Origin of the sequence: Corynebacterium sp., assembly GCF_030532715.1 — a bacterium.
Lineage (GTDB): Bacteria > Actinomycetota > Actinomycetes > Mycobacteriales > Mycobacteriaceae > Corynebacterium.
Genome location: NZ_JAUNKO010000004.1, coordinates 100,593 through 126,079 on the forward strand (window position 1 = coordinate 100,593; position 25,487 = coordinate 126,079).

The 25,487-nt window shown below is 59.9% G+C and carries 25 protein-coding genes; 14 read left to right on the top strand and 11 right to left on the bottom strand.

Annotated elements, in window-relative coordinates; translation table 11 throughout:
- Window positions 1-14 precede the first annotated feature (14 nt).
- On the top strand, window positions 15-1,541 hold the full coding sequence (guaB, locus tag Q4D83_RS07405; RefSeq protein WP_303174328.1) for an IMP dehydrogenase: 1,527 nt from the start codon (window positions 15-17) through the stop codon (window positions 1,539-1,541).
- Between the two features lie 56 nt (window positions 1,542-1,597).
- The gene (locus tag Q4D83_RS07410; RefSeq protein WP_303174330.1) at window positions 1,598-2,758 is read left to right on the top strand and encodes a GuaB3 family IMP dehydrogenase-related protein; all 1,161 of its coding nucleotides are present in this window, start codon (window positions 1,598-1,600) and stop codon (window positions 2,756-2,758) included.
- Here Q4D83_RS07410 and Q4D83_RS07415 read toward each other — a convergent pair.
- Window positions 2,755-3,957, bottom strand: coding sequence for an MFS transporter (locus Q4D83_RS07415; protein WP_303174333.1), 1,203 nt, complete (start codon window positions 3,955-3,957; stop codon window positions 2,755-2,757). The genes Q4D83_RS07410 and Q4D83_RS07415 overlap by 4 nt on opposite strands.
- Window positions 3,958-4,042: 85 nt before the next feature.
- On the opposite strand from Q4D83_RS07415, the gene Q4D83_RS07420 reads away from it, so the two are divergent.
- From Q4D83_RS07420 to guaA, 6 genes are all read left to right on the top strand, one after another.
- Complete coding sequence (locus tag Q4D83_RS07420; RefSeq protein WP_303174334.1) at window positions 4,043-5,050, top strand: ABC transporter substrate-binding protein; 1,008 nt, start codon at window positions 4,043-4,045, stop codon at window positions 5,048-5,050.
- Entirely contained in the window at window positions 5,047-6,090 is a 1,044-nt protein-coding gene (locus tag Q4D83_RS07425; protein ID WP_303174335.1) for an iron ABC transporter permease, read from the top strand. Before Q4D83_RS07420 ends, Q4D83_RS07425 begins: the two co-directional genes overlap by 4 nt.
- The gene (locus Q4D83_RS07430) at window positions 6,087-6,872 is read left to right on the top strand and encodes an ABC transporter ATP-binding protein (protein WP_303174336.1); all 786 of its coding nucleotides are present in this window, start codon (window positions 6,087-6,089) and stop codon (window positions 6,870-6,872) included. Before Q4D83_RS07425 ends, Q4D83_RS07430 begins: the two co-directional genes overlap by 4 nt.
- A 98-nt stretch (window positions 6,873-6,970) precedes the next feature.
- Window positions 6,971-7,498 carry a hypothetical protein gene (locus tag Q4D83_RS07435; protein WP_303174337.1) on the top strand — a complete coding sequence of 176 codons (528 nt, stop codon included), beginning with the start codon at window positions 6,971-6,973 and terminating at the stop codon, window positions 7,496-7,498.
- 45 nt (window positions 7,499-7,543) lie between these two features.
- Window positions 7,544-8,128, top strand: a complete 585-nt coding sequence (locus tag Q4D83_RS07440) for a hypothetical protein (RefSeq protein WP_303174338.1) — start codon at window positions 7,544-7,546, stop codon at window positions 8,126-8,128.
- 23 nt (window positions 8,129-8,151) lie between these two features.
- Complete coding sequence (gene guaA / locus Q4D83_RS07445) at window positions 8,152-9,720, top strand: glutamine-hydrolyzing GMP synthase (RefSeq protein WP_303174339.1); 1,569 nt, start codon at window positions 8,152-8,154, stop codon at window positions 9,718-9,720.
- Between the two features lie 42 nt (window positions 9,721-9,762).
- Here the strand turns inward: guaA and Q4D83_RS07450 are convergent, their stop codons facing one another.
- Together Q4D83_RS07450 and Q4D83_RS07455 are read right to left on the bottom strand one after the other, a co-directional pair.
- Window positions 9,763-10,404 carry an LppP/LprE family lipoprotein gene (locus Q4D83_RS07450; RefSeq protein ID WP_303174340.1) on the bottom strand — a complete coding sequence of 214 codons (642 nt, stop codon included), beginning with the start codon at window positions 10,402-10,404 and terminating at the stop codon, window positions 9,763-9,765.
- A 29-nt stretch (window positions 10,405-10,433) separates the two neighbouring features.
- The gene (locus Q4D83_RS07455; protein WP_303174341.1) at window positions 10,434-11,789 is read right to left on the bottom strand and encodes a Na+/H+ antiporter family protein; all 1,356 of its coding nucleotides are present in this window, start codon (window positions 11,787-11,789) and stop codon (window positions 10,434-10,436) included.
- A gap of 219 nt (window positions 11,790-12,008) precedes the next feature.
- On the opposite strand from Q4D83_RS07455, the gene Q4D83_RS07460 reads away from it, so the two are divergent.
- Both Q4D83_RS07460 and Q4D83_RS07465 read left to right on the top strand, forming a co-directional pair.
- Window positions 12,009-13,232 carry a PspC domain-containing protein gene (locus Q4D83_RS07460; RefSeq protein ID WP_303174342.1) on the top strand — a complete coding sequence of 408 codons (1,224 nt, stop codon included), beginning with the start codon at window positions 12,009-12,011 and terminating at the stop codon, window positions 13,230-13,232.
- A 9-nt stretch (window positions 13,233-13,241) separates the two neighbouring features.
- Entirely contained in the window at window positions 13,242-13,931 is a 690-nt protein-coding gene (locus Q4D83_RS07465; RefSeq protein ID WP_303174343.1) for a response regulator transcription factor, read from the top strand.
- Between the two features lie 11 nt (window positions 13,932-13,942).
- Here Q4D83_RS07465 and Q4D83_RS07470 read toward each other — a convergent pair whose 3' ends face one another.
- A complete protein-coding gene (locus tag Q4D83_RS07470; protein WP_303174344.1) occupies window positions 13,943-14,179 on the bottom strand; it encodes a hypothetical protein in 237 nt (78 codons plus the stop codon).
- 206 nt (window positions 14,180-14,385) lie between these two features.
- Here Q4D83_RS07470 and Q4D83_RS07475 point away from each other — a divergent pair, with 206 nt between their 5' ends.
- Window positions 14,386-15,135, top strand: a complete 750-nt coding sequence (locus Q4D83_RS07475; RefSeq protein WP_303174346.1) for a hypothetical protein — start codon at window positions 14,386-14,388, stop codon at window positions 15,133-15,135.
- Between the two features lie 3 nt (window positions 15,136-15,138).
- The gene (locus tag Q4D83_RS07480; protein WP_303174347.1) at window positions 15,139-16,623 is read left to right on the top strand and encodes a DNA polymerase Y family protein; all 1,485 of its coding nucleotides are present in this window, start codon (window positions 15,139-15,141) and stop codon (window positions 16,621-16,623) included.
- A 19-nt stretch (window positions 16,624-16,642) separates the two neighbouring features.
- Here Q4D83_RS07480 and Q4D83_RS07485 read toward each other — a convergent pair whose 3' ends face one another.
- Complete coding sequence (locus Q4D83_RS07485) at window positions 16,643-17,200, bottom strand: hypothetical protein (protein WP_303174349.1); 558 nt, start codon at window positions 17,198-17,200, stop codon at window positions 16,643-16,645.
- 217 nt (window positions 17,201-17,417) lie between these two features.
- Here Q4D83_RS07485 and Q4D83_RS07490 point away from each other — a divergent pair, with 217 nt between their 5' ends.
- Window positions 17,418-18,296: a sucrase ferredoxin gene (locus tag Q4D83_RS07490; protein ID WP_303174350.1), complete on the top strand. Its 879-nt coding sequence runs from the start codon at window positions 17,418-17,420 to the stop codon at window positions 18,294-18,296.
- A gap of 2 nt (window positions 18,297-18,298) precedes the next feature.
- Here the strand turns inward: Q4D83_RS07490 and Q4D83_RS07495 are convergent, their stop codons facing one another.
- The 6 genes from Q4D83_RS07495 to Q4D83_RS07520 form a co-directional block, all read right to left on the bottom strand.
- On the bottom strand, window positions 18,299-19,417 hold the full coding sequence (locus Q4D83_RS07495; protein WP_303174352.1) for a methyltransferase domain-containing protein: 1,119 nt from the start codon (window positions 19,415-19,417) through the stop codon (window positions 18,299-18,301).
- Between the two features lie 64 nt (window positions 19,418-19,481).
- Window positions 19,482-20,438 (bottom strand): PrsW family intramembrane metalloprotease, encoded by a 957-nt coding sequence (locus Q4D83_RS07500; RefSeq protein ID WP_303174354.1) that lies wholly within the window; start codon window positions 20,436-20,438, stop codon window positions 19,482-19,484.
- The gene (locus tag Q4D83_RS07505) at window positions 20,435-21,073 is read right to left on the bottom strand and encodes a hypothetical protein (RefSeq protein WP_303174356.1); all 639 of its coding nucleotides are present in this window, start codon (window positions 21,071-21,073) and stop codon (window positions 20,435-20,437) included. Before Q4D83_RS07505 ends, Q4D83_RS07500 begins: the two co-directional genes overlap by 4 nt.
- A 51-nt stretch (window positions 21,074-21,124) precedes the next feature.
- Window positions 21,125-21,802, bottom strand: coding sequence for a methionine ABC transporter permease (locus Q4D83_RS07510; protein ID WP_303174358.1), 678 nt, complete (start codon window positions 21,800-21,802; stop codon window positions 21,125-21,127).
- Entirely contained in the window at window positions 21,799-22,830 is a 1,032-nt protein-coding gene (locus Q4D83_RS07515) for a methionine ABC transporter ATP-binding protein (protein WP_303174360.1), read from the bottom strand. Before Q4D83_RS07515 ends, Q4D83_RS07510 begins: the two co-directional genes overlap by 4 nt.
- An 80-nt stretch (window positions 22,831-22,910) precedes the next feature.
- Window positions 22,911-23,768, bottom strand: a complete 858-nt coding sequence (locus Q4D83_RS07520; protein ID WP_303174362.1) for a MetQ/NlpA family ABC transporter substrate-binding protein — start codon at window positions 23,766-23,768, stop codon at window positions 22,911-22,913.
- A gap of 200 nt (window positions 23,769-23,968) precedes the next feature.
- On the opposite strand from Q4D83_RS07520, the gene Q4D83_RS07525 reads away from it, so the two are divergent.
- Window positions 23,969-25,486, top strand: a complete 1,518-nt coding sequence (locus tag Q4D83_RS07525; protein ID WP_303174364.1) for an ABC transporter substrate-binding protein — start codon at window positions 23,969-23,971, stop codon at window positions 25,484-25,486.
- Window position 25,487: the final 1 nt, after the last annotated feature.

Here is a 25,487-nt window from a genome sequence, read left to right on the forward strand (position 1 = left end):
AAAGGACGGTTCATATGACTGATACGCGCGTACGTACCGGCGGCGACGATCCGAACAAAGTTGCCCTCGTGGGCCTGACGTTTGATGATGTGTTGTTGCTGCCAGACGCGTCCGATGTAATCCCCAGCGAAGTAGATACGTCCAGCCAGCTCACCCGGAATATTCGGTTAAACATTCCGCTTATTTCGGCCGCTATGGACACTGTGACCGAAGCGCGAATGGCTATCGCAATGTCCCGGCAGGGCGGCATGGGCATCTTGCACCGCAACCTGTCCATCGAGGAACAAGCGGAGCAGGTGGAATTGGTCAAGCGTTCGGAGTCCGGCATGGTCTCCGACCCGGTGACGTGTAGCCCGGACATGACTATCGGTGAGGTTGATGCTCTGTGCGCCCGGTACCGCATTTCCGGCCTGCCTGTCGTTGATGATCAGGGCAAACTTGTGGGAATTTGCACGAACCGGGACATGCGCTTCGAGGCGGATTTCGGACGTAAAGTCGCCGAGGTAATGACCCCGATGCCGCTCGTGGTGGCGAAGCAGGGCGTGTCAAAGAAGGATGCGTTGAGTCTGCTCAGCGCCAACAAGGTGGAGAAGCTGCCCATCGTAGATGAAGCTGGTGTGCTGGTTGGCCTTATCACCGTGAAGGATTTCGTGAAAACCGAGCAGTACCCACATGCTTCCAAGGACGCGTCCGGTCGCTTGCTGGTAGGTGCTGGGATCGGCACCGGTGATGAGTCTTGGAATCGTGCGGCGGCGCTCGTTGACGCGGGCGTCGATGTCCTCGTGGTCGATTCGGCTCACGCGCATTCGCAAGGTGTTTTGAACATGGTGTCGCGCGTCAAACAAGAGTTTGGTGATCGCGTCGACGTGATTGGCGGTAACCTTGCCACGCGTTCCGCGGCCAAGGCGATGATCGAAGCGGGCGCGGATGCCATCAAGGTGGGTATCGGCCCGGGCTCGATTTGCACGACGCGAGTAGTCGCGGGCGTCGGCGCCCCGCAGATTACGGCGATCATGGAGGCCGCAGTCCCCGCCAAGCAGGCGGGCGTGCCGATTATCGCCGACGGCGGCATGCAGTTTTCCGGTGATATCGCCAAGGCTCTCGCGGCTGGAGCTTCTACCGTGATGTTGGGTTCGCTGCTCGCTGGCACCGCGGAAGCTCCCGGCGAAACAGTGGTGGTCAACGGCAAGCAGTACAAGATGTATCGCGGCATGGGGTCGCTCGGCGCGATGCAGGGCCGTGGTTTGTCAGGGGAGAAGCGTTCGTTCTCCAAGGATCGCTACTTCCAAGCCGACGTGAAAAGCGAAGAAAAACTGGTGCCGGAGGGCATTGAGGGCCGCGTGCCATTCCGGGGCTCCATTGACGCGATCACGCACCAATTGGTCGGCGGTTTGCGCGCGGCGATGGGCTACACGGGTTCTGCTACCGTGGAGGAGCTGCACCGCGCGCAGTTTGTGCAGATCACAGCGGCAGGCTTGCGCGAATCTCACCCCCATGACATTCAAATGACGGTCGAAGCACCGAACTATTATCAGCGTTAACCCCACCAATAACCAGCGCTCACCCCGCCCAGGTTACGGACCTTAAGGACTCATCGATGCGTAATTATGTGGAGATCGGCAAGGGGAGGGAAGCCCGCGTGGGCTACCGTTTGTCCGATATCTCAATTGTGCCGAACCGCCGCACTCGTTCGTCGAAGGATGTGAACACGTCTTGGAGTATTGATGCTTACGCGTTTTCCATCCCCGTGATGTCGCACCCGACGGACGCGCTCGCGTCCCCTGAGTTCGTGATTGAGATGGGCAGGCTGGGTGGCCTCGGCGTGATCAACGCGGAGGGGCTGTGGGGCCGCCATGCGGATCTTGAAGCGGCGATTGCGCGCGTGCGCGAGGCTGCGGTGACGGAGGACGGCACGTTCGATTATGAGACTGCCAATCCAATTGCCGTCTTGCAGGAGTTGCATGCCGCGCCCATCGACGAGACGTTGCTCACGGAGCGCATCACTCAGGTGCGCGAATCCGGGGTGACTGTGGCGGTGCGCGTGTCGCCACAGCGGGCGCGGGAGTTGGCGCCGGTGGTGATTGCGGCCGGTGCGGAGCTGTTGGTGATTCAGGGCACGTTGATTTCTGCGGAGCATGTGGCGCAGGGCGGGGAGCCGCTGAATTTGAAGGAGTTTATTGGGGCGCTTGAGGTGCCCGTGATTGTCGGCGGCGTGGTTGATTATTTCACGGCGTTGCATTTGATGCGTACGGGCGCCGTTGGTGTGATTGTGGGCGGCGGTACGAATACGAACGAACGTACGTTGGGTATGGAAGTGCCCATGGCTACGGCGATTGCTGATGCTGCCGCCGCCCGACGGGACTACCTCGACGAAACGGAGGGGCGCTACGTGCACATTATCGCCGACGGCGAGATTTATGCCTCCGGGGATATGGCGAAGGCGATCGCGTGCGGCGCCGATGCTGTGATGCTGGGCATGCCGCTTGCCGACGCCGCGGAAGCCGCCGGTCAAGGCTTATACTGGCCATCCACCGCTGGTCACCCGCGTTTCCCTAGGGGCGCGGTGGTACCCGGCAGCAGTGACTTGTTGGGCGATCTTTCCCAGCAGGCTCCGTTGGAGACGATTCTGCTCGGGCCGTCTTCTCATGCCTATGGTGACCACAATTTTGTTGGCGGGTTGCGCCGCGCCATGGCGAAGGCTGGCTACACGGATTTGAAGAGTTTCCAAAAGGTCGATTTGACGGTGTTTTACTGCTAGCTGTGCTTGCGGTGAGGCTCGTGGAAGGTGCGAGCCCCAGTCACGGTGGTGGCCAACACCCCCGCCCCGAGGCATGCGACACTGGCAGCCCACAATACGGGTTCCAGCCCAAAATATTTCACTGCCGGGGCCATGAGTGCGAGCCCGGCGGGGGCCAACCCGTAGGAGACGAGGAAGTCTAGGGAGGATACCCGGGCGATAAGCTCGGGTTTCATTTCCCGCTGGACGCAGGTAAACCATGGGACATTAAACACCTCGATGCCAACGCCGGCGAGCACATAGGCGGTGACTACAATCCACCAATGCCACCCGTTGAGCGCCACAGCCATCGCGGCCGCCACTAGGCCATAAGCAGCAAGGCCTGCGAAGGCCCACCAACCTTGGGATTTTGGGACCCAGCGGATCATGAGCACAGCGCCGATAATGGCGCCGAAGCCGTACCCGGTGGTGGCCATAGCTAGCAGCGTATCCGTGCCAGTGATCTGCTCGCTTACTAGCGGCAGCAGCACGCCGGTGGCGGAATAGCCGAACATGATGACTGCGGCGAGTAGCCCTAAGCCGGCCATAAACCAGCGATGCTTGCGGGCTTCTTGGAAACCTTCCTGAAAACCCTTCGCCAAGGATTGATGTGGGACCCTTGGGGCTTCGGCAATGCCCACGGTGCTTGTGACCACGAGTACCCATAGTGCCGCAGTGATGAGCAACAGGACATTGGTGCCAAGGGTTCGGCTGCCGATCGCCGCTAACGTTGGTGCCACAACCACGACCAACCGTACTGATAGCGTGTTCGCCGCATTCGCTGCTTGTCGTTGGGGCCCCACTATGTTTGCGGCGATCAGCGATTGAAACGCTGGGCGGCAGGCCCCTTGGCCGGCGCCGATTGCTGCTGCGCTGAGTGACATTAACACCAGCGAAGATCCGGACATTGCGAAGCCAACACTGCTGATAGCGGCGAGCAGACCAGCGATTCGGACTGTGCGCACTGCGGATGCCATGTCTGCCAGTGCGCCAGCTAGGGGCATGATGGCTACGAGACCGATGGTCCGTGCCGCCAGAATGATGCCCAGCTGCGTTGCGTCAAGTTCATCGGTAATTAATTGCAATCCTAGGATGAACGGCAATGCCCATGTGGCCAGCCCACTGGCGGTTGAGCCCGACCATAGTTTGACGAATGTATAGTTGCGTAACAGTTGGTGCATTATGCTTCCTTCTTCTGCATGTGATAGTAGTTTAATTTATTGAAAAACTTTTTCGAAAAGCGTGCACATGTGCAGAAGGGTCACTATGTTGAAGCGTCATATTTATTCCGTCGTAGCGATGGCGGCGATCTCTGGGTTGTTGGTTTCGTGTAGTGGAAATGTGGAATCGGGCAAGGATGCGGCGGATTCCGGTTCCGTTTTCACGATTGATAACTGTGGATTTGAATTGGAATTTAAATCAACCGCCAAACGCGCTGTCTCCACCGAGCAAGCGGCAACTGATACGCTCTTAGCGCTGCACGTGGACAAACAAATGGTGGGTACCGCGAACCTTAAGACCGCAGTCCTTCCTGAGTATCAGGAAAAATACGAAGCGATTGAAAAGATTGCCGAACGCGTGCCCACTGGTGAGCAATTGCGTTCGGTGGATCCTGATTTCGTTTATTCACCATTCGAATCAGTGTATACCGCGGATGGTTCGGGGACCCGCGAAGAACTTAAAGAGCTTGGGGTAAACGCATACTATAGCAATGTGGAATGCCGAGATTACGCCCCCAATAAAGGTAAAAATGCGTTCGATTTGATTGAAAAGGACGTGACCGAGCTGGGAACTATTTTCGGCGCAGAAACTCGCGCAAAGGAACTCGTTGAAGATCAACACAAGATCATCGCAGAGGCCAAAAGCAAGGACATTAAAAACGCGGACAAACTATCCATCCTGTATCTCTACTCCGTGTACCAGGGCGCACCCTATGTGGCGGGTAACACGGGGGTTGGCCAAAGCATCAGCGACATTGTGGGCGTAAAAAACGTATTCGAGGACACCAATGAGTTGTGGCCCGAAGTTGCCTGGGAAGCAATCGCGGAGCGCAACCCCGAGGTAATCGTGCTGGCGGACCTGAAAGAACGCGGCGCACCAGGTGATAGCTATGAAGACAAGATCGAAGCCATGAAAAAAGATCCTGCGATGAGCCAATTGGATGCGGTGAAAAACGAGCGTTTTATTATTGTTCCCGGCGTGGAACTTGACGCAAACGTGCGTTCCGCTCACGCCCTGCAGGTCATCGCTGACGGCTTGGCTCAACAGGGATGAGGAAGCAACGACACCCCGCAATCCTCTGGATCTTCGGGATCTTGGCGATTGTTGCGGCGACGTCCGGGAGCCTGTTTCTGGGCGCGGCGTCGTTAAGCTGGGTGGAAGTGTGGGGCGCCGTCACGCACAAAACGGGGTTGTTTATTAGCGCTGCGTACCCAGAGCCATCTTTGCTGCGCCAATCAATCCTGTTTGAGCTGCGTATTCCGCGTATCCTCATGGGGGTTATCGTGGGCGGCGCACTCGCGGTTGCCGGTGCTGCGCTGCAAGCCATCACCCGCAATGACCTGGCGGAACCCTACCTGTTGGGCGTATCCTCCGGCGCATCAACAGGCGCGGTCGTGGTGATTGTGCTCGTCTCCGCAGCGTCGTTCGGAGGAAGTGCGGCGTTCGGGCTCACCGGCGGGGCAGCACTCGGCGCGCTGGCTTCCTTCGGGTTGCTCATGGCGCTACTCAAAGGCTCTGGTTTTTCCTCCACCCGGGTAGTACTGACGGGCGTGCTGGTAGGACAACTTTTCTCCGCACTTACCTCGCTGATTCTGATGGCGCGAGGCGCCGCAGACTCCGTACGCGGCGTGATGTTCTGGCTGCTTGGCGCGCTCGGCGCCTCCCGTTGGGACACGCTTACGGTGGTGGCGCTGGTATGCACTCTGTGCAGCATTGTGCTGTGGGCGATGTCCCGCTATCTCGATTGCCTAAGCTTCGGCGACGACACCGCGGAATCCATGGGGGTTCCCGTGGCGCGCGTCCGGTCCATCACGCTGATCACGGTGGCATTGCTCACCGGTGCCACCGTATCCTCCGTGGGTGCCATCGGGTTTATCGGGCTCATCGTGCCGCACGCCGTGCGCATGGTGATCGGTCCTGCGCACGCCCAACTCATCCCGGTAAGTGCGCTGCTAGGATCCGCGTTCCTCGTCATCACAGACGCGTTGGCGCGCACCGCGTTTAACCCGCAGGAAGTACCCGTCGGGGTATTTACCGCCATTATTGGCGTACCCATGTTCTTTCTAATCCTCAAGCGAGGTCAACGGTTGTGAGCATTGAATTACGCGATGCGTCTGTGGCTTACGGGCCCAAAACGGTGGTCAGCAATGTCAGCTTCACCTGTGCGCCGGGCACCGTAACCGCGCTGGTAGGGCCAAATGGTTGCGGCAAGTCGACGCTGTTGCGCGCTATCGCCGGAGTCCACCAGTACGGCGGTGACATCACCATCAACGGGGCGTCACTTGCGTCCTACCCGCGGCGCGAACGGGTGCACCAACTCGCCTTTGTGGCGCAATACACCGAATCCGAAACGGACTTGACGGTGCGGCACATCGTGTCCCTAGGGCGCGTGGCAGGCAAAGGACCGTGGGCAAGTATGACGCAACATGACCGTGATGTGGTGGCGCGGTCATTAGCCGACGTGGATATCGAGCATCTGGCCGATCGGCCGTGGAGCCGGCTGTCCGGTGGCGAAAAACAACGCAGCCACGTGGCCCGTGCGCTCGCCCAGGACGCCCAGACCCTCGTGCTGGATGAACCCACCAACCACCTGGATATCCACCACCAATATGAGCTGATGGATTTATGCGCCAATCTGGCACACGAGCGGGACGTGTGCGTCTTGGCTGCGATTCACGACCTTGGCCTTGCCGCCCGATTTTGCGATCATATCGTGGTGCTGCACCAAGGAGGGGTGCTCGATCAGGGCCCACCGAGAGAAGTGCTGAATGCCGAAAACCTGCGGCGGGTGTTTCGCATCGACGCTCAGCTGCGAGTATCTGAGGCCGGTATCGTTGGCCTAGAATGTGCCGGTACCATCGCCCACACCGCGTGAAGGGGGGCGCCCTCATCAGAGGGCAAGGGCGACTAGCTTGTAGCAACTTCGGTAGTTTGAGGTTGGTCCTCACATCGGTTTTGGGTAATTGGAGAGAAATGCTGAAGAAATTATCGGTCATTGGGTGTGCTACGGTAGCCACACTTCTGCTGGGCGCATGCAGCGATGGCGCCGCTGACAATGGCGCTACTCAGCAGGAGACGCAACCGGAGACTTCACAGCTGGACAATAGCTTCCTGGATGGTGGGCAGGAAGTCCCAGCCCCTGAAGGATTTGACCCCTTGGGTACCGGTAAGGTTTATAGCGGCGCGTTTTCGGTCACCGCTACCGCAGGCAGTGATTTAAAAACCGATTACGCGCTCATTGACGGCACCGCATACTTCGACCTCGGCGACCTTGAACCTCTCGATAACGAAACTACTGTTACCGTGCATGTGCGCAATGGCGGCGTCAGTGTGATCCTGCCCAAAGATGTCCCCGTAGAATTACAGTGCGATATCAAAGATGGTGAGGGAGACTGTTCCGCAGACCGCTACAACCCAGACGCATCTGGGGAAGTGCTGCGGATGAAACTGGACGTTACCGGTGGGAAGGTGGATGTCGCTGAGTTGGAAGCGGCGCCCTAAGGCGCGGCGTCGAAAGGTGGCTGCGGGAAGACGAAAGGAAATTCGATGCGTAGGAACATTGCGCTGGTGGGCGCTGGATTGGCGGTCGGGGTATTGCTCGCCGGGTGCAACAATAAACCCGACGATGTGGAAGCCGCGGTTTCGTCAGCCTCTAGCGTGCAATCGAGCGTGATGGCGAGCGTCGAATCGGAGGCGAGTTCCGCTGTCGCCGAAGCCCACGCTGCGCTGGAGCAATCCCGCAATGACGCGTTCGTGGGCACTGGCGCTCCCATTCCTGCACCGGCAGACTTTGACCCGCTGGGCACTGGGCATGTGTTTGCGGGAGACTACGTGGTTACCGCACATACTGTCGATCAGCTGCGCGATGCTTATGCCTCGGTGGGGGACACCGCACAATTTCAGCTCGGTGCGTTGGAGCCGCTGCCCGCGGACCGCACGGTGAATGTGTATACGGATGCCGCCGCCGTCAGCGTGTACCTACCTTCGAACGTGCCGGTGCGTCTCCATTGCAATGCCGTCAACGCATTTGCTGATTGCGGCACGGGGTCGTTCAACTCGCAGGCGCCGGGTGGGGTTCTGACACTGAATATCGAAACTCGGGGCGGGGATATTGCTGCAATTCAATCGTAGGCAATGCAGTAGAATGCTGTAGCGTGACTCAGCAGACCCATCGCCCCGTCCTTGTCGTTGATTTCGGGGCGCAATACGCCCAGCTTATTGCCCGCCGCGTGCGGGAAGCGCGCATCTACTCCGAGGTGATTCCGCACACCGCAACCGTGGCGGAAATCAAGGCTAAAAACCCGGCTGCGCTGGTACTTTCGGGGGGACCTTCCTCCGTGTATGCCCCTGGTGCTCCCGCGTTGGATCCTGAAATTCTCGCCCTCGGACTGCCGGTGTTTGGCATTTGTTACGGCTTTCAGGCGATGACGCACGCGTTGGGCGGCACCGTCGCCCACACCGGAAATCGTGAATATGGTCGAACGGACTTGTACGTCGATGGGGGCGCGTTACATGCCGGTTTCGAAAATACCCACAAAGTGTGGATGAGCCACGGCGACGCGGTCACCGAAGCCCCCGCAGGTTTTGTGGTTACCGCCCACTCCGAGGGCGCGCCCGTAGCCGCGTTCGAATGCCAAGATCGGCGGATGGCTGGCGTGCAATATCACCCAGAGGTGCTGCATTCCCCGCACGGCCAAGAGGTACTAGTACGCTTCCTCACCGAGGTGGCGGGTCTGCCGCAGGATTGGACGCCGGCGAATATTGCCGAGGAACTCATCGAAGCGGTTCGCGAACAAGTCGGCGAACATGGTCGCGCAATTTGCGGGCTTTCCGGCGGCGTGGATTCCGCGGTGGCCGCAGCGCTGGTACAGCGCGCCATCGGCGACCGCCTCACCTGCGTGTTTGTGGACCATGGCTTGTTGCGCGCCGGGGAGCGCGAGCAGGTGCAGCAGGATTTCGTGGCCGCTACCGGCGCGAACCTGGTTACCGTGGATGAGCGTGAGGCGTTTTTGGCCAAGCTTGCGGGGGTGACTGATCCAGAGGCGAAGCGCAAAGCCATCGGCGCCGAATTTATTCGTTCGTTCGAGCGCGCCGTCGCCCAAGTGCTTGCCGACGCCCCGGCTGGCGCGAGCGTTGACTTCCTCGTCCAAGGCACCTTGTACCCGGATGTGGTGGAGTCCGGCGGTGGCAGCGGCACCGCCAATATCAAGAGTCATCACAATGTGGGTGGCCTGCCGGACGATGTGGAATTTGTGTTGGTAGAGCCGCTGCGCACGTTGTTTAAAGATGAAGTGCGCGCCGTGGGCCGGGAGCTTGGCTTGCCGGAGGAAATTGTGAACCGTCAGCCATTCCCCGGTCCGGGCTTGGGCATTCGCATTATCGGTGAAGTGACGGAGGGGCGGCTGGAAACCCTCCGAGCTGCCGATTTGATCGCCCGCACGGAGCTTACCGCCGCCGGATTGGATGCCGAAATTTGGCAATGCCCCGTGGTGCTCTTGGCGGACATTCGCTCCGTCGGCGTTCAAGGTGACGGCCGCACCTACGGTCACCCAATTGTGTTGCGCCCGGTTTCCTCCGAAGACGCGATGACCGCCGACTGGACCCGCCTGCCGTACGACGTGTTGGAGAAAATTTCTACGCGGATTACCAACGAGGTGCCGGACGTTAACCGCGTGGTACTGGATTGCACCTCCAAGCCACCGGGCACCATCGAGTGGGAATAATCGTTTGATTTCCGGATGGTGATTGCGGCGCTGGTGGTGCGGCTAGAGGCCCTGGTTGGGAATCCGCCCCACCGCTTGCACGTGGTCGCCCGCCCACACGTAGGTGACGTCCACGAAGAAGTTTTCTGATTTCGCGTTGGGGTCGTCGCTGGCGTAGAAGGCTTCCCAGTCTTTGTAGCGGACGGTGACGGAGCGGTTGTCGGTAGCGATCACTACGTGTTGTGCTGGCACTAATGCACCTACGCCGAGGTATTCGCCTTTGTGGAACAGCATGAGTTGCATTTCGAATTCCGCGGATGGGTATTCGAGCGGCATGAGCGTGGCGTAGGAGAGGTCGGAGCAGGTGTCGTAGTTGCTGTCGCCGTGGTAGGTCCAACCGCTGTGTTGCGCGTCGTGCGGCTTGGGCACGTTCGGGATGTTACGTGTGATTTCGGGGGAGTTGGGTTCGCCGGGGCAGCCGGGGTTGGGGTGCGCGTTTGGGGTGAGGGTAGCTCCGGGCTCCGTTTCCGTATCGACGTCCGGCGTGGCGGCGTTATGCTGTGCATCACCCTTGGCAGGCTCGGCCGTCGTTACGGTAACAACTTCCGGATCGGGGTGTTCGGTAGTGGGCCGGCCAATAGGCAGCAAGGCGCAGGAAGTGCACAGAAGAGTGCTTGCGAGGGTGGGAAGCAAGAAACGGCGCATGTGGGACCACTATAACTGTGCGGGTGTTGTTATAGCACCATGGCGGCGGCCCAGCCAGCTACAAGGAGGGGGATATTGAAGTGCAGGAAGGTCGGGATGACGGAGCCGGTGATGTGGTCGTGTTGGCCGTCGGCGTTTAGGCCGGCGGTGGGGCCGAGGGTGGAATCGGAGGCGGGGGAGCCGGCGTCGCCGAGTGCGCCTGCGGTACCGATGATCGCTACGGTGGCTAGCGGGGAGAACCCCAACGATGCACACAGTGGGACGTAGATCGCGGCGATGATAGGCAGGGTGGAGAATGAGGAACCGATGCCCATGGTGACAATCAACCCGACTATCAGCATGGCCATCGCTGCGGCCGCTTTTGAGCCTGCGAAGAGGGCGGCGGAGGCGTCGACAAGCGATTCGATATCGCCGGTGGCGTTCATCACGGAAGCGAAACCCTGGGCGGCAATCATGATGAAGCCAATCAGGGCCATCATTTTCATGCCGGAGGTGAATACGTCGTCAGCCTCCCGCCAGTTCACGGCGCCGGTGACAAGGAAGATGCTCAAGCCCACGAGCGCGCCGATCAACAGGGAATCCGCCTCCAGTTCCATGAATTGCATGATTACCTGGATGGCAAACGTCGCTACGATGGCAATGAGCGCGACAGTGACCTTATAGGGTGACAGCGGCTGGGATTCCAGCTTGCTGGTGGCGGTGATGGGGATATCTTCGTAGGTGCGGGGGCGCCGGTAGGTAACAAACACCGCCACGAGCATGCCTCCGAACATCCCGAGCGCCGGAATGCCCATCGCTTTCATGACGTTGATCCCCGCGGTATCCATGCCCGCGTCGTTGATGTTGCCCAGCAAAATATCGTTGAGGAAGATGCTACCGAAGCCCAGCGGAATAAACATGTAGGTGGTGACCAGGCCAAACGTAATGACGCAGGCGACCGCCCGGCGATCCAACTTCAGCCGGTTGAGCACAGTGAGCAGTGGCGGAATCAGCAATGGAATGAACGCGATGTGCACGGGGATCAAATTCTGGCTCATTATTGCCATGGACATAATGCCCAGCAGCAACCCCCATTTGGTCACCGCATGTGCGGTGGCGTTGACGCCTTCGTTGGTGGAGCCCATCTTTTCGATGAGCCAATCCGCAAGTAGGCGGGGTAAACCCGAGGCCGCCACTGCCATAGCGAAGGCGCCGAGCAACGCGTAGCTTAAGGCGATTTTCGCGCCGCCGGACAGGCCGTCTTGGAAGGCCACCATGGTGCCATCCAGGCCGAGGCCGCCGACGAGGCCGCCGACGACCGCGCCGATAAACAGGGCGAGCACGACGTGCACGCGCGCCAGCGCGAGCGCAAGCATGACGATGACCGCAAGCAATACAGCATTCATGCATACCAACTTAGGTTGAAAGGCCCTCACCTCATAATTTTACGGCCCAGTGGGGGTATATTATTCGCCCAAGTGTGAATTTTACTTTGGGTGCTAAGGGTTTCTGTGGGTGTTGTGCGGGGGATATGTGCGGCTAATTTCAGGGTTTGCCCTGAGAAAACCCTGGACTTGCGCTGTTGGGGTTGTTGGGGGTTTATGTGGCGTGGGACGATACATGCTATGGATTCCCCGTACCCCACATATGTGCGCTACCGCCAAGGGCGCGTCGTGGCAGGTGTTGCGGCTGGTTTGTCCGGCCACCTCGGTGTGAACGTTTTTATGGTGCGCCTGGCTATGATTTTCACCATGCTGTTCGGGGGCATCGGGCTGTTGTTTTATTCGCTGTTGTGGATTTCCACAAAATTGCAAGACGCCCCACCGGAGGTGCTGGAGCAGCAGCAGCGGCAGGTCGGGTCTTTCATGCTGGTGCCGGTGGGGTTGCTCGGGGCGGTGGCTTCGTTTTCCTTCGCCACTGGTTTTCAGGGCAGTACGCTGCTCGCGTTGGGGTCGCTCGGAATGGGTGCGATGTTGGCTTGGCGCGCCATGGACAGCGGGGAGGATGCGTTCACTTCTTCCCGCGGCATTCTCAGCATTCTCGCTGGGGCGTTGTTGTTGGGTTCGGGAGTGGTGCTGGCGCTGTTGAATTGGGAGACGCCGGCGGTGTTCATGGCGTCGATAGTGGCGGTGCTGTTGACGTTGGCGGGTGTGCTGGTGTTGGGATTGCCGCTGTGGTTGCGGCTGTGGGATGCGCTCACGGAGGCGCGGGCGGAAACGCGGGCTGCGGCGGAGCGTGCCGAAATTGCTTCTCGGTTGCACGATTCGGTGTTGCAGACGCTGGCGTTGATTCAGAAGCAGGTTGATGATCCGCAGGCGGTTGCCCGGCTGGCGCGTTCCCAAGAACGACAGTTGCGCCAGTGGCTGTTTGAGTCTGAGAAAACGCAACCCACAACGACATTTGCGGCGCTCGGACGGGCCTGCGCCGAGGTTGAAGATATGTTCGGGTTGCACATTGCGCCGGTAACGGTGGGCGCGGATTCGCCGCTGACGGTGGAAACCCAGGCTGCGGTGCTGGCCGCGCGGGAGGCGATGGTGAATGCCGCGAAGTACGCGCAGGTTGCGCAGCTCGATGTGTATGCCGAAAACTTTGACGGTTTGGAAATTTTCGTGCGCGATCGCGGCGTGGGTTTCGACGTCGATTGCATCCCCGCCGACCGGCATGGCGTACGTGATTCCATCCTTGGGCGCATGAAACGAGTGGGTGGGGAGGCGGAGATTCGTTCCGGGGATGACGGCACGGAGGTGAAAATCCGGGTTTCCGTGGGGGAAACGGCTGTGGGCGAAGACTTGCTACATTTCCCCCCGCCGGTCTCGGAGAGCCAATCGGAGGGAACACAGGTGCCGTAGCATGGCAGTATGTGCACGGTGTTTTTGGTTGATGATCATTCGGTGTTTCGTTCTGGCGTGAAGGCAGAAATCTCCCAAGCATTGGAGGTCGTCGGGGAGGCGGGCACCGTTGCGGGCGCTATCGAAGGTATTCAGAATACCCGTCCTGATGTGGTGCTTTTGGACGTGCACATGCCGGAAGGTGGCGGCCAGGCCGTGATTCGTGGGGTAGACGCTAGTACTACGTTTCTTGCGCTGAGTGTTTCGGACGCTGCGGAAGATGTTATTTCTGTGATCCGCGCTGGCGCCCGTGGGTACGTTACCAAAACCATTTCCGGACCGGAGCTTATCGACGCCGTGCAACGCGTGCACTCCGGGGACGCCGTGTTTTCACCACGGCTCGCGGGTTTTGTGCTTGATGCGTTTTGCGCCCCTGATCGTGTTGCCGGCGCCGGCGTTGTTGACGCCCCTGATGCAGACAGTGCCACGGAATCCGGGCGGCATGCCCCTGTGTCTGACCCGGTGATTGACGCCTTAACCCGGCGGGAGCTTGAAGTGCTGCGGTTGTTAGCCCGCGGATATACCTACAAGGAAATCGGTAAGGAATTGTTTATTTCCGTGAAAACGGTGGAGACGCACGCCTCGAATATCTTAAGGAAAACCCAGCAGTCTAACCGTCACGCCCTGACTCGGTGGGCGCAATCCCACGACCTTGATTAACCGCCGGTAGCTTAGTGTTCTTTTGGTGGTTGGGCTACCGCGTAGGAGAGGAAGCCGCAGCCGAGGGCGATGATGCAGGAACCGATGATCGTCCAGGTAAGGGATTTTTCCGTCACTGGGGTGCATGTTCCGGCGCACATGAGTGGGGCCATTTCCATGAGATGGGTGCCTTGGAGGAACCACAAGAGCCCCACGGAAATTAAGCTGGCGCCGATAAAAACTTTGATCGATCGTTTGGCAAACGACATGTCCTGCGCTCCATATGTGTATCTATTAAAAAGCTTAGAGGCGATGCTATAACGCCTGTGAGCGCACATGCTATGGCTTGGGGGAAACGTACCTGAAGCGTTATGGAGCGTGGAGCAAGTGTCACGCCAAGGTTATGGTTTTGTTGCCAAATTCACCGCACCCCCGAAGCTTGCGCACATGCGTTCGAAAACGGATACTGGAACCCATGATGGGAACTAGCGTTCGAAAGGTTGATGGTGCTGATCTTCGCGGAATGAGCCGCGACGAACGCATCCATATCCTACGCGGACGCATGGCCGCGTTGGGCGCCTTGGGCGGGCACGGCACCCCCGCGCCCGCGAGTGCGTCAACCCCTAGGAGCGCTTCGAAGCATTTCGATACGGAAGATGTTGTCCCAGTTCCAGGGGCGTTGGCGGAAGTGCTTCCCGGCGGCGGGCTCGCGCGTCGCGCGGTGTCTGTGTTTAATGAATGCTCGCCGCTGGTGATGCATGTGTTGGTACATGCGGCTCGTCAGGGCGGCAGCATTGGCGTGGTCGGCTGGCCCGATCTCTGTTTCGCAGAAATGAGCGAATATAGTGAGGCGTTTCGGCATGTGGTGTGTGTCCCCGACCCTGGGATAGAGCCGCTGTCGGTGGCTGCGACGCTCGGGGAGGGGCTCGATCTTGTGTGTTGCTATCTGCCCCAAACGGAGGTGACTGTTTCCCGCGCGCGCCCGCTGCTGGCAAAGCTGCGGCGGGGTACGGCGTCGGTCATTTTGGTGGGCGCGCATATCGCTGGCGCGGCGGCCCGCGTCCGAGGCACGGTGCTGGGATTCCACGGTGTCGGCCAAGGTGTCGGGCGCATTCGAACGATAGAGCTGAAAGTCGAGGTGGCGGCGCGCGGCCAGCAGGCAAGCACCACCCTGCAGCTTGGTGCGCCGCTAGCGTCCGACAGGCAGCTGCTGCGGGCGGTGTGAGCCATGCGGTGTTTGGTGCTGTGGTTTCCGGATTGGCCGGTGCAGGTGTTGCGGCGGGCGCTGGGGGCGCAACCCCACGACCCCATCGCCATCGCACGCGCGGGCGAAGTGTGGGTGTGTAACCAGGCGGCCCGCAATGTCGGGGTGCGGCGCGGCATGCGGGTGCGGCACGCCCAAGCGTTGTGCCCGCGCCTGCAGGTGGCGGCTGAAGATCAGCGCCGCGACTCCGAGGAATTCGAACAAATAGTCGTGGCGTTGGATGGGCTTGCAGCGGGTGTGGAAGTGTTGCGCCCAGGCCTCGTGGCGGTGGATGCGTGTGCGGCGGCGACGTACCACGGCGGCGAGGCCCGCGCGATCGAGCTTTTGGTGGATGCGGCGGCGATGTGTGGTGTGGACTCTTTTGCGGGGGTGGCAGATGAGATCACTACCGCCATGATTGCCGCCCGAGTGCCGGCGCTGGTCTCGCCGAAAGATTCAAAGACGTTTTTGGCTAGTCAGCCGGTGCGTATCCTAAGTGCGGAGGACGCGCTGGACGTAGACCCGCACACGGTGCAAACGCTGATTGAACTTGGGTTACGCACCCTCGGGCAGGTTGCGGATGTAGGCGCGCACAGCATGGTGTCTCGGTTCGGCGCGGCGGGCGAACGCGTGTATCGGATTGCCGTTGCGGATACGCAGCGCAGGGTAGCGCCGCCAGCGCCGAGTGCGGAGTTTGCGGTGCGGTACCGCCCCGAGGAGCCCATCGAGCGGGTCGATGCCGCAGCGTTCCTCGGCCGCCAGCTCGCCCACGAGCTGCACGAAACGCTGCAACACTATGGGCTCGCTTGCCAACGATTGTGTGTTCGGGCGGAGCTTTCCAATGGGGACACCGTAGAACGCGTGTGGCGCACCTGGGACACCTTGTCAGAGGAGGGCATGGCCGACCGCGTGCGGTGGCAATTGGACGGCTGGTTGCGCGGTGGGGCGTCGATAGGCGAGGACGGCGGGATTGTCGCGCTCACCTTGGATCCGCTCGAGGTGGGTGTGCCGGATACCGCCGGATTGTGGGGCGATGCGCGGCCGCAGGAACAGGCGCGGCGCGTCATTGAGCGGGTGCAATCTACGCTGGGGCCGGACCGTGTGCTCCAACCTTTTCGCACTGGTGGTCGAGGCGCGGTGTCGCGTGTGGCGTTCGCCCCCTACGGGGAACCCACCACCTGCGCGCCCCGCTGGAATGGCGCCCTGCTCAGCCCGCATCCGACCCGTATGCTCAACACCGAAGCAACGCTTTTCGACGCCGCGGATGCGCACGTCACCCTCGACGACGAAGCGCTACTAACCTCGCCGCCGACGCGGTTGCGCCTAGGTGGAGCAAGCCACGAAATCACCGGATGGGCGGGTCCGTGGCTTGACGGCAGCCGAGCTAGAATACAGGTACTGACCAGCGATAACGCCTACCTGTTGTGTTGGGCAGCTCAAGCGTGGCGGGCGGAGGCTAGCTACGCGTAGTAGTGCCTGCGCCCGGGCGCTACTTATGCAGAATGTCGATGACCACGCGGGTGGGGTTTTCCAGCACTTGCACCGAATACGGGCGCCGCTCGCCCTTGATGCCGATGATGAACTGGGATTGCGCCTCGAAGGTGCCGCCGTCCACGATGTCCGAAACCAACTCGGTATTCATTTCCACCCGCCCGATATTCGGGTTATCTACCCCGAGTTCGAAAGGGTACGCGGTGCCCGTGATCATGATTTCCAAAGCGGTGTCGCCCGGCACTTCGATGGGGTCTCCGCTGGCCTGTTGCCGAGGGGAGTCCGTGTAGTCCGCAATCCAGCCCGGTGCGCCGGAGCCGGTGGTTTCAAATACGATGCGGTCGAAACCGTCGTGGCTGGCGGCGCGTACCGAGGTGACTACCAGCATGCCCATGTCTGCGGGGTTGTGTGTATGCGGCTCTAGGGAAGCCTCGCCAAGCGGGGCTAGTCCGGCATGGCTGGGGGCCTCCGTGCTGGTGCCGCCTGTGGACGTCGCCTCAGCGCTGGATGCCCGCGGTGAAGCGGTGCTGGAACCGGACGAATTTTCGGAATTCATGGAGGCGGAAGAATGTTGGGTTGCTCCATTTGGTGCGCACGCGCCAAGCATGCCTGCGAGGATGCAAGCGCTGAAAGTACAGGCAAGGAACCCACGGGGAAGACCAAGAGGTGACTGCACGGACATGTTGTTAGCGTATCTACAAATTGTGGGCAAGATAGTCTGACGCGGCCGATTGTAAACGAATCGTTGTAAAAGATCGCTATTCTGGAGACTTATGAGCACCACAACGCGTTGTTCAGCAGCGCTTCATGAGCCACTGCCCGGTACGGCAAAGGAGGGGAGCGTCTATGTGCTGCTGGAACACCTACAAGGGTGGGGTCGTGATGTGCTCGACGGGGTCGCCTTCGGGGCGGACCTCACCGCCGATATTAAGGCGCACCTGAAAAAAACTGGTGCCCAACTCCAGTTGATTCGCAAACCTGGCCGCGCGGCAAGGCATCGTACGCATCGGCGAATGTACCTTGTGTTTTGTGAGCTCGGCGTGATCGAAACCTTAGCCGTCACTGGCCCCGCCGCCATTTTGCGGCTCGACCTTACCGGCCCTGGGCGCAATGGCGCGGAACCGGTCGATCACCCATTGGCACTGGTGTGCACTCACGGCAAGCGGGACATGTGCTGCGCGCTTAAAGGGCGCCCCGTGGCAGCAGCCATGCAAACCTGCTTTTTCGGCGACGAAATCTGGGAGTCCTCGCACACCAAAGGGCACCGGTTTGCGCCCTCGATGCTGCTCTTCCCTTGGGGCTACTCGTATGGACGTTTGAAAGCACCCGCGGCGATTGAAATGCTGAAGCGCGCCAGCCTTGGCGAAATGTACCTGAAGGGCAATCGCGGGCGGGGCACCTTCGACTCAATCGGACAAGTTGCCGAACTTGCTGTGGCGGAAGTGCTTCTCGACGCCCGCGAACCCCTCGCCCCCGGTACGCTTATGGTCGCATCCGACGGTGAGACCACTCGCGTGGTGGGGCACCCTGATGGCAGGCGCTGGCGGGTGCAGCTGGAACAACAGGAGGTCGATGGGGTGATCGCCTCCTGTGGGGGAGTACCCACGGTCGGCCACTCGTGGGTAGTCACTTCGGTGGAACACGTGGGTTAGTTTCAGCCCTGCGCCGTGAGCATGGACAACAAAAACACGCTGTCCTCGGTGGCTTCAACTCGGTGTGTGATCTGCGCTGGCAAGTGGGCAATCCGGCCCGGGGTAAGCACTTCGCTGTGCTCGCCGGCGTGGAACACGATGTGCCCACTGACGCACTGCACCGTGATGGGATGCGCGCAGCGATGATCCTGCAACACCTGTCCGGCTTGGAACGTCATGGCGATCAAGTTCACCCCATCTGCGGTGACCAGCCGTTTGACGGCGGGGCTGTCGCCGGCGGTGGGGGCGGGGGCGTCGTTAATCACGTCGAATGCGCGGAGCTCTTCGCCGCGGCTATCGGCAGGCGGATGGAACGTGAGTTCCTTTTTCTTGCAAATCAGCGACACCGCGGCGAGATGATCGCGATATTTGGTAAACGTCCGCCGCATATCCAGTACACGGGCGCGTGCGTCTGGGTTGCGCAGCAGGTTCACCATGATACGTGCTACGCGTGGGCCCTCGTCGGCGAGCAGTTGCTTTGGGTCCAACAGCCCCATAGGTGCCGTGCGCGCAGCAACCACCTCAAAACCCTGGGATTCGAATAGCGCTGTCCATTCGGCGACGGTGAGCGGGCGGGCGTTGACGCGGATACTGCGGGCGAGCGCCTTGCGCAATTCGTCGGCGGTGGATTCATCAACGTCATCTGGAGTGAGCGCGAGCTCGTGGATTGCGTAGGTTCCGCCGGGCGAAAGCACGCGCCACGCCTCAGCAATGATGGCTTCTTTGCCGCGGTTGCCCTGCATGGTGAGCATCGCCTCGCCAATAATGAGGTCCGCGCTGCCGGTATCCAGCCCAGTCTCGTGTGCCTTCGCCGTGACCACCGTGCCGCGGCTGCCCACGGCGCGTTGTGTCGACTCCACCGCGTGAGCGTCCTCATCGACGCCGACATAGGATTGCGGGTGACGCTCCAGCACTTCAGCCGCGGTGAGGCCTAGCCCGGGGGCGAGTTCTACAACCCGTTTGCCGGTAGGGTTCGCCGCCTCCACCATCCATGTGGTGAGTTTGCGGCCGCCGGGGCGCAGGACTCGTTTGCCAAGTTTGGCCAGTAGCCAGTGTCCTTGGAGGTGCTTTGATCCCGTCATGATCACTCCTTTGGTAGGTGAGGCTTCCATTATATCTGGAAAACATGCACGGGAAATACTTCTTTTATTGAGGGTGTGGGTCTGGGTCGGTGAGCACCGGCAGGGGCACGCTCACCGGAACCAGCTCAAGCGCCGAAGCGTTGGTTGCGGGTGCCGTCAGCGCTGGCTTCTCCGGGCCAATCGGCGTGGAGTAACCCGATTGCAGCTGAACCGAAAGGTAGCCGGAATCGCGGCGGGCTTGCCGCCAACTCACCACGATCAGCGAAATAAACGTCGGGTAGGCAACCAACGTGGCAAAAATAACACCGTAGAAAATTTCGGCGGCGATAAGGTTCCAGGAAAAGTGCGTGACAAACGCGAACAACAACCAAAAGACGCCAACGCGCACCCGCCACCATTTGGAGCGCCCGATGGCGAACAATGCTAGGCCGATGCCGTAGCCGGTGAAACCCGCAAACATCATGTGCAGGCCGGGGCCAAACAACGTGCGAGTACCCCACGTTTCCAGCACACCGAACAGATCGGACTCGGGATTCATGAGCGCGCCCTGTGCGGCGTAGGTGAAGTTTTCGCACACATCAAACGCCATGCCCACGAGCATGCCCGTGACCAGTCCATGCCAGGGTCGATTGATACAGCGGAAGGCGCAGACGATCATTAAAACGCCAATGCCTTTGGTGATTTCCTCGGGGTAGCCGCCGGACAAGGGGTATTGCAACGACGGCACCCCAAGCTTGATGGCAACCTCGGCGGTAGGCATGGCGATAAGCAACGTCAAACCAATGGAACCAATCGCGCCCCACGCTAGGCAGGAAACCACCCACATGGGGTGCGCCTTTGTCGGCCACATGGGGCTCAACCGCAGCAGCAGGAGCACCAGTGCAGCCTGTACCAGCGTGAACAGCGCATTCGCCCCGGTTGCCACAAAATCGACGATGAGCGAATCGACGACAACGAGTAGCGCCATCGGGAACGATAGGACGATGAGCCCGCCCAAGAATGATTTAATCAGGGTGCTCATGCCGCATCACCAAACCCTTCCGGCATCGTTGGCAAATGCGGTGGAAGTGGAGTTTCCAGATCTTCCGAAGGGTTGGGAACAAACAGCGGAAGTTCACCTGACTTGGATAGGCGCTTCCAAATCAGGTCGGCCATGACCTCGTAATTGTCACCCTGGACCAGCGCAACGATGACCTCTCGGTCGTGGTCGCCGCTACCCTGCATGGTAATCACCGAAGCATCCAGCAGGGCATTGCTGATGCCGCTGTAAAACACGTTGTTTTTCTCAATGACTTCGCTGTCGAGCGCGGCGTTGCTAAACGTCGCCGACCGTAACATGCGGCGCGTAATAGTTTCCATAGCGGCGGTGGATTCAACGATTTTGGAGGTTACGATCGTTCCTTCGCAATCCCACTGCAACACGGACGGATCCTGCAGTAGGTTCTCGCACACGATGTCACTGTCGTCGCCGTTTTGGATAGGAATTTTCCAATCTGAACGGGGTGAGGAAAGCTCAATCGCGGAGTACTTCTTTACGCTCGGATTATCTGGGAGCGCCACGAAAAGCACGAGCGGTAGCAGCGTGAGCACAATAAACAAAAGTGAAACGACGGCGACTTGGCCGCCGCGCGCACTGGGTTTAAAACGATAATCCACGCCGCTAGCTTAGCCCACGGCGTGGATGATGGAGGGAGGCGACGGTAGTGGTTAGCGCCGCATGACGAGGGCGCTGATCCAGTTGCCAAGGAATTGGGCGATCTGCACGATAACAATGATCACGATGGTGGCCACCAACGTCACCTGCCAGTCGAATGCTTGGTAGCCGTAGGTGATGGCGAAGTCGCCCAAGCCGCCGCCGCCGATGTAGCCAGCCATTGCAGACATATCCACGACGGCGATAAAGATAAACGTGTAGCCCAAGATCAGCGGGCCAAGTGCTTCCGGCACAATCACTGTGGTGATAATCGTCCACGGTGAGGCGCCCATTGCGCGGGCCGCTTCGATCACGCCGGGATCAATAGCCACCAGGTTTTGTTCGACGATGCGTGCTACGCCGAAGGAGGCGGCAACGGACATCACAAACACCGCGGCGTCCGTGCCGATGGTCGTGCCCACGACTGAACGAGTGATCGGACCGATTGCGGTCACCAGGATGATAAACGGAATTGGCCGGACAACATTGACCAAAATATTCAGGATGGTGAATACGGGTTTGTTGCTCAGCACGCCGTTCGGACGAGTGGTGTAGAGCAGCACGCCCAACACCAAGCCGATGAGCCCACCCACGACGATGGTGATGCTCACCATATATAAGGTGGTGAGGATCGCGTCTTGGAAACGGTCGCTCAAGCGCGACCAGTCAGTTGCCAGAGTCATGGTGTTCATCGCAGGATCTCCTGGACGTCGGTGGTTGCGGACACGGTTTGGTAGAAGGTTTCAATGGCGTCGGCGGGGCCAGTCAGCCGCACCGTCACTTTTCCGAACGAGTGTTTTTGTAGCGTGGTCATCCCACCGTGGACGATGCTCACGCTCACCCCGTCGTTTGTGGCTTTCGCACTGGCGGAAAAGAAGCCCGATTCCTCAGTCAGCGTGATGGTGAACAGGCGGCCCTCGTGGGCGAGGAGGTCGTCGGATTCCACCTGGTCGGGCGTGTTGCGCAGCGAGGTGGATACGAATCGTTGCGCGACAGCGGTTTGCGGGTTGGAGAAGACTTCGTAGACACTGCCGTGCTCGACCACACGTCCGTCTTCCATCACCGCCACGCGATCCGCGATGGACCGCACAACATCCATTTCGTGCGTGATGACCACAATGGTGATGCCCAGTTCCTTGTTCACCTTCCGCAGGAGTTTCAGCACTTCATGGGTGGTTTCCGGGTCGAGTGCGGAAGTCGCCTCGTCCGCCAGCAGCAGTGACGGCGAAGTTGCCAATGCCCGGGCGATACCCACGCGCTGTTTCTGCCCGCCGGACAATTGTTCGGGGTAGCTGGTGCCTTTGTCGCCGAGGCCAACGAAGTCCAGCAACTCCCGCACGCGCTTCTGGCGCTGTTGTTTATCGACGCCCGCTAACTTCAGCGGGTACTCGATATTGCCCGCCGCAGTGCGCGAAGAGAAGAGGTTGAATTGCTGGAAAATCATGCCGATCTTGCGGCGCAGTACCCGAAGCTTATTTTCACGCATGCCGACGATGTCGGTGCCATCAATAAGCAGTTTGCCCGAGGTGGGGGTGTCGAGGCCGTTGATCATCCGCACGAGCGTGGATTTTCCGGCCCCCGAATAACCGATCACGCCGAGGATTTCGCCGGGTTCCACGACAAGCGAGACGTTGGAAAGTGCGTTGGTGGATGTTTTGCCGTTGTTGAACACCTTGCTGACATTGCGGAATTCAATGCGGGTGCCGCGAGGATCGGACACAGTGTCTCTTTTCCTAGTAGGTGTGAACGCGCCGGACGCCCCGGCTGTTGGCTGGCGCGGGGCGTCCGATGCGTACAAAGTTATTTCAGGGACTTTTCAATGCGCTCGAGGATATTCTCCAGCTCTTCCGGGGTGCGTTCTACCGGTACAGAGGTACCGGCGGAATCTTCCGCCACGGCGTCGAGCACCTCTTGGTCGTGCCACAACTCGACGAGCCGCTTAATCTTCGGATCGTCCTTCTTCTCTGGCTTGGTCACGAACACGTTGATGAACGGCTCCGCGGAAGGCGACGACGGATCATCCTGGAAAATTGAGGATTTCGGGTCAATGCCGGCTCGGTCCAAGAAGGAGTTGTTAATGATTGCGGGCGTGCCTTCGCCGTAGGCGGTGGTGGTTTGCGCGGCGTCGACAGGCGTGACCTTAACCTTGGACTTTGCCTCGTCAATGTCGGCAGGCGTCGGGGTAATCAAATCTTTTTCTTTGAGGGTGAGCAGGCCAGCGTCCGCAAGCACGTTAATTGCGCGGCCTTGGTTGGAGGAGTCCTTCGGAATGGTCACGGACTTACCCTCAATACCGTCCAAGTTCTCGTGGTCCTTCCAGAACAACGCGAGCGGCACAACCTCCGTAGCGCCAACCGGGGTGAGGTCATCGCCAGAGCCGTTGTTATGCTCCGCGAGGAACAACAAGTGTTGGAACAGGTTTACGTCAAGCTGCCCTTCGCTGAGTGCGCGGTTGGGCGTGTTGTAGTCGCCGTAGTTGATGATCTCTAGCTGGATATCGTTATCCTTCGCCTTTTGCTCGAAGACCTGCCACGCCTTCTTGCTGCTATCGGTGGTGCCAATGCGAATCACTTCGCCGGAGCCGGAACTGCAGGCGACTAAACTGGTAGCGGCGATCACGCTGGCAACAGCGGCGGCCGCGAAACGACGGAGAAACATTTGTTTGAAATCCTTAGGAGTATTGAAGCGGAACTAGACAGAGCTTTCTAGTCGGTTGGTTACTCTAACATCTATAATCGAATCTGTACAGCTCGGTCTATTTTTGGTGGTTGGGGAGGGTTTTCTGGGGGTGTTGCCCGGTTTTCCCTGCCGGATTGGACTAGCCTCGTGTTGACCTATTGTTAATGGAGGCTTGGACTATGGATCGTCGGCAGTTTCTCGCAGCGGCCGCAATGGGTGCTCTCGGCGCCGTCAGTACTGTGGGCGCGGCGAGTACGCTCGCCGGATGCGGAATGGACGCCTCGACCACCGGGATCGCCACGCAACCTTCCCCGTCCAAAGCCGGACTCTTGCGCATTGCCGCCCCCGGCAATGCTGATGACGAACTCGACCCCAAAACCGCAACCGGGCTCGCGGCGTGGACCGCGATCTACGCAATGTTCGAATCGCTCGTGATCATGGGGCCGCAGGGCGCGGTGTATCAGCTGGCCAAGCGAATCGAACACAATGAGGAGGCGACGATCTGGACTGTCGTGCTGCGCGACGATGCCACCTATTCTGACGGCAGCCCCGTCGTCGCCCAGGACGTGGTGGACTCTTTGGAATACCTCGCGGACGGCGAGCTGACCAAGGACATCCTCGCGCCACTTGATCTGGAAAAAAGCAAAGCGTTCGACGAAACCACTGCCGTGTTGCGGCTTACCGAATCCCGCTTCGACTTTGTGGAAAGCGTATTGGCCCTGGCCAGCCCCGTGTTTCGCGGTGGTGACCCGAGCGGCAATATTGGGTCCGGGCCTTACGTGTATCACTCGGGCGGCGGTGCCGACGGCTGGGAGTTTAAAGCAAACCAGCACTATCCGCCGGCGTGGCGGCTGTCCAGCGGGCTGGAGGTGCGCACGATTGCCGATGCCGCTGAGCGGCAACGGGCACTCAATGAGGGTGACGTGGACCTTGCGTTGGACCTGCCAGCTGGCCCCGCACCCGGGTTCTCCAACGACGCGGAAGCCTGGGAATACGGGCCCAGCGACACCAAAAATCTGTGCTTCGTGCTGAACGTTCACGCCGAGCCGTTCGACAACAAAGACGTCCGCCGTGCAATGAAACTGGCGGTCGATCGCGAAAAGCTCGCCGGGGTTATCTTTGACGGGCACGGCAAACCCGGCAACGATCTTCCTGGGCAAAGTTTGGAAAACTTTCCCCGTGGCCTGCGCATAAAACGCGACGTGGATACCGCCAAAAAGCTTTTCGACGCCGCTGGGGTAAAAACCCTAACCATCCACACCGCCGAGCTTTCCCCTGGTATGAATGATGCCGCGTTCCTTCTTGTGGACCAGCTCAACGACGCCGGGGTGAAACTTACCGTTAAGGAACACGACCCCGCCCACTATCCTGCCGAGATGGCAACCATCAAGCAGGAGGCGCTCTTCGCCGCCTGCTTGCCAAACCTGCCGGTGAAGTACGCGTTGCCGCTCTACGGCGCGGCCGGCGGTGTATACAACCTTTCGGGTTGGGGAGAAGATGAAGAATGGTCCGATGAGCTGGCCAAACTTACTGGCAGGAAAGCCCGCGCTGCGGACTTGGACACACTTGGTCAAACCTTTGCCAAGGAAGGCGGGCTGATCATTTGGGGTGTCCGCCAAACCGTCCACGGCCGAGCCAAAGGCAGCCCGGACGTGCGAATGTCCTTAGGCACGCCGATCATCAGCGCCGTGGACTAGG